The organism is Bacillus sp. Root920 (assembly GCF_001429445.1).
In the GTDB taxonomy this organism is placed as follows: domain Bacteria; phylum Bacillota; class Bacilli; order Bacillales; family Bacillaceae; genus Bacillus; species Bacillus safensis.
Map to the genome: position 1 here is coordinate 84006 of NZ_LMJV01000010.1, position 12234 is coordinate 96239.

A 12234-nucleotide genomic window follows, 5' to 3' on the forward strand; every position below is an offset into this window, starting at 1 on the left:
GTTATCTCATTCCTTTTAATTTTTTCACACTTTGTGCGATCGATGTGATGATTTGCGGCGTTAGCTCTGGTCCTTGTCCATACGTCAAGCTGATTCTCATACTGCTTTTGGCTACTTCCTCTGGTTTTCCCATTGCCAGCAGTACACGGCTTGGCTCTTTTTTCTTGGCTGAACAGGCAGAGGTTGTAGAAACATATATGCCTTCTTTTTCAAGCATATGGAGGAGGACCTCAATTTGAATACCCGGTACTGAAAAATTCACAATGTGCGGCGCACTTTGCGCCCTCGGTGTATTCATCACAATACCTTCTATCTCTCCAAGCTGTTTTTGCAGCTGCGTTTTTAAGTTCAGCATCTCATTATGATACTTGTCAAGCTGTTCAAATGATTGTTTCATGGCTTTTGCTAAGCTGACAGCTCCAGCAGGGTTTTCAGTACCTGAACGAAGTCCTAATTCCTGCTCTCCCCCAGTAATGAAAGGGGCGAGAGTGACATCTTTCTTTAAAAAGAGTGCTCCTGTGCCTTTTAATCCATGAATTTTATGGCCTGACATCGTCAAAAGGTCTACATCCAGCTGTTTATTGAGTGCGACCTTGCACATTCCCTGCACCCCGTCGACATGAAAAAGTGCGTTTTCGGCATGCTCACGAATGATGCCAGCAGCCTCTTCAATCGGCTGGATAGCACCGGTTTCGTTATTGACGTGCATCATGCTGACAAGCACTGTATCAGGGCGAAGCACTTCTTTTAAATGAGTCATATCTGCATGGCCATGCTCATTTACTTGAATATAGGTGATGTCAAAGCCAAATAACGCCTTCAGCTGTTCAAACGATTCAATAACAGAAGGATGCTCTATTTCTGTGGTCACAATATGCTTGCCCCGGTTCATTTTGGCAAGTGCTGCTCCTTTAATGGCGATGTTATTCGCTTCTGTTGCACCAGAAGTAAAAATAATCTCATATTGTTTCAAGCCCGTGTAGTGAAGCATTTGTTTTCTCGTTTCATTTAACAGCCGGCTTGCATCTATCCCGAGCTGATGAAGCGAAGATGGATTTCCAAAATAACGCTCACTCACTTGCTGATATACTTGTAAAACCTCAGGGTACGGTTTTGTGGTTGCACTATTATCAAGATACATCATTGCGAAACTCCTTATCCTCTTGCGTTTAACTAATATGATGAATTCCTTTTATTTCAATATAAAGCGGTATATTGACAACCTCATCAATTCACTATATCATGCATAGTGCCATTGTCATATTTTTTCCTAAATTAACAGAATATTTAAACATGGCGGAAAAATAAAATAATAGGGGGATAACCTTATGAAAAATAAGTTAAGTCAAACAGACACATTAGCCATCGGCTTAATGTTGTTTGCACTCTTTTTCGGCGCAGGCAATATGATATTCCCTCCTGTACTTGGACAGTACGCAGGTGAAAACGTATGGCTTGCGATCGGTGGATTTTTACTGACCGGAGTTGGGCTTCCACTCTTAGGTGTCATCGCCGTTGCCCTGACAGGAACTGGTGCAAAGGGGCTTGCTGACAAAGCTCATCCTACATTCGGTACCATTTTCACTGTCATTTTATATTTATCCATTGGGCCTTTCTTTGCGATCCCTCGTACTGGAACGGTTTCTTATGAAATTGGGCTGGCGCCGTTTCTGTCTGAAGCGCAGTCTGAATCATGGATTCCATTATTCTTGTTTTCGATTGCTTTTTTCGGCATTACCTATGCTCTTGCTTTAAATCCATCGAAGCTTGTTGACCGAATCGGTAAAATTTTAACACCAATTTTACTCGCTGTCATTGCTTTAATTGTGATCAAAGCGATCGCGACACCAATGGGTGGAATTGGGAGTCCGCATCCAACTTATGAAGGAAGCCCGCTGTTTACCGGCTTTTTAGAAGGCTACAAAACGATGGATGCTCTTGCTTCAATCGTTTTCGGAATTGTCGTTGTCACGGCTGTGAAAGAGCGCGGTATGACAGAACGTAAATCGATTGCCGCAGCCTGTATTAAAGCTGGGCTTGTCGCAGCTGCTGGACTAGCTCTTGTGTACATATCACTCGCTTATGTCGGAGCATCAAGTCCTGAGGCAACAGGTATGGTCGGGGCAAATGAAGGTGGAAAACTCCTTTCGCTTTCGGCGAACTTTTTATTTGGTTCTGCTGGTAATATTGTGCTAGGGGCTGCCATTTTATTTGCCTGTTTGACCACAAGTATTGGCCTGGTTTCATCCTGCGGGGAATATTTTTCTTCACTATTTCCACGCTTTTCTTATCGCACTGTTGTTTTAGTTGTATCTTTATTCAGTACATTTGTGGCAAACCTTGGACTGGCACAAATTATTTCGCTCTCTGTTCCGGTTCTTGTTGCGATTTATCCGTTAGCCATCGTGATCATTCTCTTATCTTTTCTTGATCGCTGGATCAACGGAAGACGGATTATTTATATCGCTTCACTCATTTTTACAGGTATCTTTGCCGTCATCGACGGGTTAGTGGCAGCAAAGATTCCTCTTGGCGGTTTAAATGAATTTTTAGAAGCTACTGTTCCTTTATACAAACTTGGGATCGGCTGGGCTATCCCTGCCGTACTTGGAGCCATTATTGGTCTTCTTATTTCTTTGTTTACGAGCCCACCTAAACAGCCTGCTTAATCAAGCATCAAATCAAAAAACATCCCCTTCATAGGAGAAGGGGATGTTTTTTATTGTTCTTCATATACTAAAATAGAAAAATTCATGACTTTTGTATGAAAACACATGTTGACATCAGGCGTACATCCTTTATAATTAGTGAATGTTAATGAAGAACCGTTTTAGCAGCTAATTAACAGAATATTTCAACATAATATTGGAGGCTTTATATTCAATGAAGGCAACATTGTCGACGAAAGATACGATTATTATAGGTTTTATGTTATTTGCTTTATTCTTCGGCGCCGGAAATATGATTTATCCGCCAGAGCTTGGGCAATATGCCGGAACAAATGTCTGGAAAGCAATGGGCGGATTTTTATTAACAGGTGTCGGTTTACCTCTACTCGGGATTATTGCGATTGCTTTAACAGGGCGTGATGCAAAAGGACTTGCAGATAAGGCTCACCCAGTGTTTGGAACAGCATTCACCGTCATTTTATATTTATCCATTGGGCCGCTTTTCGCTATTCCGCGTACAGGAACAGTTTCGTATGAGATTGGGGCATTACCATTTTTATCAAGTGTGCCAGCTTGGCTGTCTCTTCTTTTATTTACACTCGTCTTTTTCGGTATTACGTATTATCTTGCTTTAAATCCAACGAAAATCGTGGATCGTGTAGGGAAAATATTAACACCGATTAAATTTACGATCATTTTTATTATCATTGTCAAAGCCATTTTGACACCGATGGGCGTCATTGGTACACCAGATGTATCTTATAGCAACGGATCGTTTTTCAAAGGATTTTTAGAGGGCTATAAAACGATGGATGCTCTTGCTTCTATTGTATTTGGAATTGTTGTCATCAACGCGATTAAAGGACGCGGTGTGACAAGTAAAAAGGCACTGGCCTCTGCTTGTATCAAAGCGGGTTTGATTGCAGCTGCTGGATTAACCTTCGTTTACCTGTCACTTGCGTATCTGGGTGCTTCTAGTACACATGCCATTGGATTCGTTGGAGATGGAAGCAAAATTTTAGCTCAGTCTTCTCAGTTCCTTTTCGGCAGTCTAGGAAATATTGTGTTAGGAGCTGCCATTACAGTCGCTTGTTTAACAACAAGTATCGGTCTTGTCACATCATGCGGAGAGTATTTCTCAAAGTTACTTCCCAAGCTTTCTTATAAAATGGTCGTGACACTTGTTACATTGTTTAGTTTCATTATTTCTAACTTTGGACTTGCTCATATTGTTGCTTTCTCTGTTCCAGTCTTAACAGCGATTTATCCGCTGGCGATTGTGATCATCGTTCTATCACTTGCTGATAAATGGCTTGGACATAGAAGACCAGTATATGTCCTCTCGTTAATTTTGACAGGGTGCGTGAGCTTATTTGACGGCTTAGCAGCAGCAAAGCTTCCAATCGGTCCAGTAAAAGACATTTTCCAAACAGTGCTGCCTTTTTATGACCTTGGCATTGGCTGGCTTGTCCCTGCGATACTTGGAGTCGCCATTGGGTTCGTGATCTCCCTTTTCACTTCTTCTGCTTCAGAAGAACGTCAGAAGCAGGCATCATAATACAAAAAAAGCTGAAGTCCTATCAATGGACTTCAGCTTTTTTATTGATGCTGATATTCTTTTTCGTGCTGAGCTAATAGCTTCTGAACGGCTCCAGGTGATGCTTTTTCAACAGCTGATGCTGCTACATCAAATGAACCGTTATAATCATACGCATAAAATCTTCGCTCTGCCTCTTTTAATTGTTCTGAAAGAATATGATTTTGGCTTCTAAAACGATTGCCATATTGAATGATTCGTTCAATTTGATCCACTTTTGTGAGCATTTCTTCCGTCTCATTCACAACATGTCTCACTGTGTCAGAGGCTTCTTTTAATTGCCCATTCACAGCTGGCATGTTGAGCGGCAGGTTCTCCAGCTGCTCGTGCACTTGCTGAATCATCTCCTGCGCTTTTTCAGCCTGCTCTTTCATGTCAGCAGGTACACCTGGAATATTGCTTTTTTGCAGCTGACGCACTGTATCTGTCAGCATCGTTTTGAGCTCAGCCAGTGTTTCTCTCGCTTGCAGCTCTTCTTTTCTTAATGATTGAAGATGATCCTTAAATGTATCATGCAATGCTTTTGCATCATCGATAAAGGTCTCAAGCTGATTGATTTCATTCATTAATAGGGAATATGCGACATGATCACGATCAAGCTTCTCGCGAATTTGTTTCATGAGCTTTTCAATTTCTTCTAAGCGTTTTTCGAACGCCTTCTGTTGATCAAGCTCTCCGGCTGTCAGTTTGTAGCTTTCTTTTACAAGAGCTGTTTCTGCCTTTGTTTGGGTGTGATCCTGCTCGAGCTTTTCAAATGCTTCCGTCAGCTCAGGCATTTTGCTTTTGATTTCCTGACCTGCTTCTACTTCCGCTTCCAGCTGATCATACAACGTCTGAATGGCATCATCAATCATTTGCAAAATGCTTGATGCTTCATCCAGATTGAGTTCATCAATCAGTAGTTTTTCCGCACGGGTCAGTTGTTTGTTTAAGTTCTCAAGCTCTTTAGTGATCTGGATGTGCTCGAGCTTGTAGCCTTTGTCTGTCATTTCTTTATATCCGTCTTTCAGCTTCGTCAGCTGGCCTGGTACGGTTTGTTTGCAGTCTGCAATGAGCTTCGGTACATCATTGATATACAGTTGAAGCTGATCGAGTCTGCGGTCTTGCTCAAGCAAAATCTTTCTTGCTTTCATATAGTTGCCGTTTTCTGTCTCTTCCTCGTACTGCTTGATCCCTTCCCAGGCCTCGTCTAAGTCCTGCTCCATTTTGTCATAAAGGGTGCCATATAAATGGCTGTACGCAAGCAGATTTTTTCGAACTGTTTGATATTGCTCTTTGACCTTTTCAATGTCCTTGCGATTTTGCTCCTCGCTTGTGACAAGGTCTGCAATCTCTTTTAAAATGTCTTCAATGTTCGAATCAGCAGCACTCAGCAAGTCCTCAATGTGCGTAAGAACCTGCTTGGCTTTGGAGAATCGATATTTATCAGAATACTCTTCTGCATCATATAATAGCTCCTCTACCTTTGGAAGATGGGCTGTGACGATATCGTCCCACTCTGCACGCCATCTTTCAAAAAATTGCTCTGTTTCTCCGGTCATTTTTAAATGTTTGATCTTTGAAATTTCTTCTACAATTGATCTGTTTAAAATTTCAATTTTCCATGCTTCCAATCGGTCAATCTCTTTATATATATTTTTTCGCAGGAAATAACCGACTGAAAACAAAGCAAGCAAAATGACAATTAAACCGATGATTAACTCCATAATGAGCCCCCTTGTTGTGATCTAAGTGATGTCAGGGTAAAAGTGTCCCGAGTAGACCTGAGAACCCTTTCGTGTCCGCTTTGCATTTGTTTTTTATAAGCAGGATCGTATGTTTTCCAATACCATCCATTCACGGTTTTATGTATGTTTTTTCAAGAAAGTATTTGTGCGCTTTCTATCATTTGATCACACGTATCAATGTGACCTGCTTTTATGTATGCGGAAGCTGTCGTTTTCATTGTTATTATGATACCATGTAACCAGCATTTTTGGTCATGATTTTTCATTATTTTCGCTAATAAACATCACGTTTTTCAAAATATCGACAAGAGGTGACGACATGCTGAAACAAGATGCACATCTACATACACCGTTTTGCCCGCACGGTTCGCTTGATTCTTTTCATTCTTATATTGAAAAAGCCATCAAAAAGGGATTTGATTCCATAACCTTTACCGAGCATGCCCCGCTGCCTCCATCGTTTCAAGATCCAACACCTGAGCAGGATAGTGCCATGAAGCTCCAAGACCTTGAAGCGTATATAACGAAACTGGCTCAGCTGAAACAAGAATACAAAGGACAATTAATAGTAAAAACTGGGCTTGAGGTTGACTTTATCAAAGAGTATGAAGAGGAAACAAGAACCTTTTTAGACTGCTACGGTCCAGAACTAGACGACGCCATTTTATCTGTTCACTTTCTTCCTGCTGGCGATGATTATATTTGCCTTGATTTTGACGAGCATGCCTTCCAGCAGCTAATAAGCATCTATGGCAGCATCGAACAGGTCTATCAAAGCTACTATGACCAAATTCATTCTTCTATTCTATCATCTTTAGGCCAATATAAGCCAAAGAGAATCGGTCATATCACCCTTGTCCAGAAATTCAAACAGCTTTTTCCATATGAAATGTCACCTGAACTTTGTCAAAAGGTCACCCTTTGCCTTGAAGAAACGGCAAAAAAAGGCATGTCCTTAGATTTTAATACATCAGGTCTTCGTAAAACATATGCCAGAAGTATCTATTTAGATCAATGGATGATTGAGCTTGCAAAAAAGAAAAAAATTCCGCTCATATTCGGCTCTGATGCCCATCAAGCGGAAGATCTCGGATATGCGTATGATCAATTCGAGGACATCATGAGGTTCAGATGAGAATCTAGTGCCGGCTCTTTTGGTTCTAACAAATAATGAAGCGAGCGGCTCAGCTCCTTAAAGTACATTTGATAGAAATACGGCTCACTTGGGTTCAAATAAAGCACCTCTGTTAAATATTGCGGCTGTAAATATGGCATCATGAGAAGTGATTTTAGCTGAATCATAAAGGATGCGAGTGAAAGCTGCTCACAAATAACATGGGTGCTTTTTCCTTTTTCAATGATAAGCTGAAACAAATACTTTTCTTTTGTTAAATATGTCGACATGATTTCTCTGATGAGTGTCGAATCAATCGTCACCTCCCGATAAACGAAACGGGTTAATTGACGGTGCTTGTGCTGATAAGATAAAATATCAAAAACCACATGTAGTAAGCATTCTTTTGCATGACGGGTTTCCATGTGCTGGAGATGTGATTCAATCATGTGAATGTAGCCTTCATAAAAATCGGATACGAGCTGCTCAAGCAGCCCTCCTTTTCCTTGAAAGTAATAAGAAATGTGGGCAACGTTGACGTTTGCTTCCTTCGCAATCTCACGGACAGAGGTTCCAGAAAATCCTTTTTGGTTAAAAAGTCTGATGGCAGCATCCATAATACGATCTTTTGTCTGCACGGTTGTTGATGTTTTCATCCGCTCACCCCTCTTCATGTGTACATACTTCAAGATGAAGGCGGAAGTTCCTTTTACAATTGCTCGACAAATCCCACATGCGAAACGCAAGTTATGTATTTTTAAGATAGAAAGTAGGAGATTTTCATGTTTCATGTCGAAAAACAGTCTGGCGATCCTTCAAAAGACTATCAATTGCTCGTCAAACAGGTAGAAGCCATTACAGATGGTGAACCTGATCTGATTGCCAACTTGGCAAATGCAGCTGCGCTACTCTATCACTCACTTCCTGAAGTCAATTGGGCAGGGTTTTATTTAGCAAAGGACGGCGAGCTTGTGCTTGGACCGTTTAACGGACTGCCTGCATGTGTGCGCATCCCTTCTGGAAAAGGCGTTTGCGGTACAGCTTTTGCGACAGGTGAAGTGCAGCGTATCGCTGATGTCCATGCATTCCCTGGGCATATTGCCTGTGATGCCGCATCGCAATCTGAAATAGTCATTCCGCTCAAGGTCAATGGACAGATCATTGGGGTACTCGATATTGACAGCCCTGTGAAAGACCGCTTCAGTGAAGTAGATGAGACCTATCTTATTCAATTTACAGAAATTCTCCAACAGGCGTTATCCGTCTCTACGGATGCGTAATCATGAAGAAAAAGCAGGCACATTGTCTGCTTTTTTATGTTTCTTTATATAATGGAGAACGTCACCTCTGCCTCTAAATAGGTTGACTTCTCCTACCCAGCGTCATATAATAGAGTTTGTGTGAAATATGGCAGCCTTTTTGTTCGGCTTTTTTGTATCATTTTGTTCCTTCTATATTATGAAGGTGTATCTTGTAACTCCCTGCTGCTGGAGCGAGGATGCATGAAAACATAATGACGAAAAAGAGGAAGAACAGACGGTTTTTATTTTTCACAAATAAAAACAATAAGGAGGAGTCACATTATGGCTCGCTATACAGGTCCAAGTTGGAAAATTTCCCGCCGTTTAGGCATTTCATTAAGCGGAACAGGTAAGGAACTTGAAAAACGCCCTTACGCTCCAGGCCCACATGGTCCAGGACAACGCAAAAAACTATCTGAATACGGTTTACAATTACAAGAGAAGCAAAAGCTTCGTCACATGTACGGTGTCAACGAACGTCAATTCCGTACACTATATGACAAAGCTGCTAAACTTCCTGGTAAACAAGGTGAAAACTTCATGATCCTTCTTGAAACTCGCCTTGACAACCTAGTATACCGTCTTGGCCTTGCTCGTACTCGCCGCCAAGCTCGTCAGCTAGTAAACCATGGTCACATCCTTGTTGATGGAAGCCGTGTAGACATCCCATCTTTCTCTGTGAAACCAGGTCAAACGATTGCTCTTCGTGAGAAATCTCAAAACCTTGCAGTAGTGAAAGAATCAGTTGAAGTAAACAACTTCGTTCCTGAATACCTTTCTTTCGATGCTGAAAAGCTTGAAGGAACTTTCACTCGTCTTCCAGAGCGTTCTGAATTAGCGCCTGAAATCAGCGAACAACTAATCGTTGAGTTCTACTCTCGTTAATTTCATTACTTCTCTAAGAGAGAGCAAACAAACCCTAGATCCCTTGATTGTTCAAGGATTTCTAGGGTTTTTTGTTTCAGGTTTTAATGCTTGAAAAGTTGACATAGGCGTCACCCCTTTTCAAGGGGATTTAGCCAAGACCACCTTTGAGTAAGCCGTACATTTGTACATAAGATCATTGGAAGAAACCTCCCATTTCCAATCACCTCTTTTCCTCGACCGTCCCCTGTATTCTTACTTCAACTAAACCTGTCTCATTTTTTATATACAAATATAGGAAATATTTCATTGAAGTGCCTTTTTTCTATTGGTACAATCATGATAGATGACATATCAGTCGTATGGTCTTCTATAGTACTTAGATGGGGGAGTTCCATGTATAGTATCACGATCATTCTATTCTTACTTTTAACCTTATCAGTGATTGCCTATTCTCTTCTAAGAAAAAAACAGATTATCGATGAGCCGCCCAATAGATTTGCTGCAAGTCTGTTTATCTTCCTGCTCTTTTTTTCTATCTGCTTTGTGATCGCGGTTCCATGTGTATTGCTATACATCGTCGTTTTAGGCGTGAATTTTCTTTTTGGAGAAACCATCACGTATGATTCGTTTCTTTCTTTGATCTCTTTCTCTTTGTTCGTGAGTGTTATCGTCGTTTTTTGGTCACCTGTCCTTCTATTCATAGGAAAAGGACTGGCTTATCTCCTTAAACTTCCTGTATGGCTCACTTATGCTTTGGAATGGGTGAGTTCTTGGATCGTTTTACATCTCTCTATCAAGTATGTCCTTTACTTAAACTTTATGAATGTATCGATAGGGGATGACGGCGTATTGATTTTATCATTCTTTGTCAGTTTTTTATTTATTGAGATTGATCTCGTTTACTCACGTAAGAAACAACGAAAACAATCGCTTAATACGCAAAAAAGCTCCTAGATATCTTTCTAGGAGCTTTCAAACTTTTATTCTGGACTTGTCCATTTTTTGATGAGCTGCTCTGTTGTCATGACAGTCGCAAATTCATCATGCAGGGTTGCAAGTGAGAGCCGGTGGATCGTATCTGGGTCAAAATATGTACCGTTTTGATCTGTTAGTCCAAAGGCGGCTGTTGCATCTGAGATCAGATACGTATCAAAGCCAAGATTTCCGCTCATTCTTGTGGTTGTTGATACGCAGTGAGGTGTTGTTAATCCTGCAATGACGACCGTGTCAATCTGATTTGACCTTAGTTGTTCCTCCAAGCTTGTCCCTATAAAGCTGCTGTTGACTTTCTTTTGTATCACTGTTTCTTCCTCTAGCGGTTTAGCCATATCTTTGAAAAGGTGCCCTTCATTTGCTGGATGAAATACAGAGTCCGGATTGTCGGATGTATGCTGAATATGAATCACTTTCCAGCCCTTCTCTCTCCAAAACGTCAATAGCCGGCTAATATTCTCCTCTGCCTCTAGATTATTGCGTTCTCCCCATTTTTCATGCTCGAACGCTTTTTGTACATCTACAATGATGAAAGCCTTTTGATTCGTTTTCACAAACGTCCACCTCCGAAAATTCTCATTCACTACATGTAGTGTAAGGAATGGTGGACGTTTTGTACATGTTTTTTATTCGGCTATGTACGATGGTCTGTTTCTGTATCATCGTTTTGCCACCCTTTTCAATATCTCTAGCTGCCATATGCCAGTTGACATCAAAAAAGACAGCATATGCCGCTGTCTTTTCGTTTTTTTAATTCGTATTCTGTCCTCCGCCGTTCAGTCCTTCTTTAATATAGCCTTTCACTTGGCTTGAGGTTAATAGACCGATATGGCCAACGCCATGGATCAGAACGTTTCTTGCGCCAATTAAACGAGAGAGGCTGTTGACGACGATAAGATCAGCTGAGCTGTAGACAGATGTGTAAAGAATTTTTTGATTTGGATCTGTGCCTGGTAATGCTCTGCTTGAAACGAGTCCGTTTGCTCCACCAATTGTGACAACGTTTTCAATTTTATCGCCGCCATCTAGATTCTTAATATAGTATAATGTGTTCGCTCCGCCCATACTATGAGCCACAATATCTACTTTTTTGGCACCCGTTTTGTCTAACACATCTTTGACGAATCTGGATAGACGCGGACCATTGTTGCGGTTATTTCCTGTTTTGTCTATGAAATCGATAGCATATAATTGGTTTCGATCCCAGCCTTGTCCAACCAAATAACTTTTAATAGAAAAAAAGTTATAAGAGGCACCGCCAATGCCGTGTACCATCACAACCGGATTATGCTCAGCCGCCTTCACCTCTTTCGGCTGGATAAAAGCCATTGAACCAATCACCAATGCAAGCGCAATGAGAATTTGCAAACTCCTTTTCTTAACAAACATCACTTTCATTCCCCCTTATTCATCTTATACGACTCTATTTTATACAAGAAAAATATGTCAGAAAAGTGAACAAGGTAATGTTTATGAGATGATTTTACAAAAATATAAATAATCAAAAAGCACCTTGGACTTTTTTAAATTAAAACAAAAAGACTACGAGACCTTCTTTCTTTCATATATAATATCAATAGACTAAGGAGGTTCTACTAGATGCTATTTACTCAAACACCTGCACCACCCTACTATGCCGCGATTTTCACATCAAAACGAACAAATGTCGAGCAAAAAGAATACGCTGCAGCTGCTCAAAAAATGGAAGAATTAGCGAAAGATCTAGATGGGTTTCTTGGAATAGAAAGTGTACGAGATGAACATGGTGTTGGAATCACTGTCTCTTACTGGGATTCATTAGAAGCCATCAAAGAATGGAAAGCACATACAGCACATCAGCGTGTTCAAAAAAAGGGGAAAAAAGATTGGTATGAATCCTACACAACCCGAATTTGTAAGGTAGAACATGCTTATACAAACAAAGATTCACTCCTTGAACAAGAAGCAGACGAATGAGCTACTTCTA

12 protein-coding genes are annotated in these 12234 nt (G+C 40.8%); 7 read left to right on the forward strand and 5 right to left on the reverse strand.

Annotation, left to right across the window (positions count from 1 at the left end; all coding sequences use genetic code 11):
• Window position 1: 1 nt before the first annotated feature.
• Window positions 2-1144, reverse strand: coding sequence for a cysteine desulfurase family protein (locus ASE42_RS16500; protein WP_056768215.1), 1143 nt, complete (start codon window positions 1142-1144; stop codon window positions 2-4).
• A 184-nt stretch (window positions 1145-1328) separates the two neighbouring features.
• Between ASE42_RS16500 and brnQ (ASE42_RS16505) the strand changes: the two genes are divergently transcribed.
• Entirely contained in the window at window positions 1329-2669 is a 1341-nt protein-coding gene (gene brnQ / locus ASE42_RS16505) for a branched-chain amino acid transport system II carrier protein (protein ID WP_056768217.1), read from the forward strand.
• Window positions 2670-2883: 214 nt separating this feature from the next.
• Window positions 2884-4227, forward strand: coding sequence for a branched-chain amino acid transport system II carrier protein (gene brnQ / locus ASE42_RS16510; protein ID WP_034279555.1), 1344 nt, complete (start codon window positions 2884-2886; stop codon window positions 4225-4227).
• A gap of 41 nt (window positions 4228-4268) precedes the next feature.
• Here the strand turns inward: brnQ (ASE42_RS16510) and ezrA are convergent, their stop codons facing one another.
• On the reverse strand, window positions 4269-5972 hold the full coding sequence (ezrA, locus tag ASE42_RS16515) for a septation ring formation regulator EzrA (protein ID WP_025092280.1): 1704 nt from the start codon (window positions 5970-5972) through the stop codon (window positions 4269-4271).
• 340 nt (window positions 5973-6312) lie between these two features.
• On the opposite strand from ezrA, the gene hisJ reads away from it, so the two are divergent.
• Window positions 6313-7128: a histidinol-phosphatase HisJ gene (gene hisJ, locus ASE42_RS16520; protein ID WP_034624242.1), complete on the forward strand. Its 816-nt coding sequence runs from the start codon at window positions 6313-6315 to the stop codon at window positions 7126-7128.
• On the opposite strand, the gene refZ is transcribed toward hisJ, so the two are convergent.
• Window positions 7098-7763, reverse strand: coding sequence for a forespore capture DNA-binding protein RefZ (gene refZ / locus ASE42_RS16525; protein WP_056768220.1), 666 nt, complete (start codon window positions 7761-7763; stop codon window positions 7098-7100). The genes hisJ and refZ overlap by 31 nt on opposite strands.
• 126 nt (window positions 7764-7889) lie before the next feature.
• Between refZ and ASE42_RS16530 the strand changes: the two genes are divergently transcribed.
• From ASE42_RS16530 to ASE42_RS16540, 3 genes are all read left to right on the forward strand, one after another.
• Complete coding sequence (locus ASE42_RS16530) at window positions 7890-8387, forward strand: GAF domain-containing protein (protein ID WP_025092283.1); 498 nt, start codon at window positions 7890-7892, stop codon at window positions 8385-8387.
• A gap of 303 nt (window positions 8388-8690) precedes the next feature.
• A complete protein-coding gene (gene rpsD / locus ASE42_RS16535; RefSeq protein WP_024424838.1) occupies window positions 8691-9293 on the forward strand; it encodes a 30S ribosomal protein S4 in 603 nt (200 codons plus the stop codon).
• Between the two features lie 375 nt (window positions 9294-9668).
• On the forward strand, window positions 9669-10229 hold the full coding sequence (locus ASE42_RS16540) for a hypothetical protein (protein ID WP_056768221.1): 561 nt from the start codon (window positions 9669-9671) through the stop codon (window positions 10227-10229).
• 26 nt (window positions 10230-10255) lie between these two features.
• Here the strand turns inward: ASE42_RS16540 and ASE42_RS16545 are convergent, their stop codons facing one another.
• Complete coding sequence (locus ASE42_RS16545) at window positions 10256-10822, reverse strand: cysteine hydrolase family protein (protein WP_024426172.1); 567 nt, start codon at window positions 10820-10822, stop codon at window positions 10256-10258.
• A gap of 196 nt (window positions 10823-11018) precedes the next feature.
• Window positions 11019-11660 carry an esterase/lipase family protein gene (locus ASE42_RS16550; protein ID WP_103132353.1) on the reverse strand — a complete coding sequence of 214 codons (642 nt, stop codon included), beginning with the start codon at window positions 11658-11660 and terminating at the stop codon, window positions 11019-11021.
• A gap of 207 nt (window positions 11661-11867) precedes the next feature.
• Here ASE42_RS16550 and ASE42_RS16555 point away from each other — a divergent pair, with 207 nt between their 5' ends.
• On the forward strand, window positions 11868-12224 hold the full coding sequence (locus tag ASE42_RS16555; protein WP_056768222.1) for an antibiotic biosynthesis monooxygenase family protein: 357 nt from the start codon (window positions 11868-11870) through the stop codon (window positions 12222-12224).
• Window positions 12225-12234: the final 10 nt, after the last annotated feature.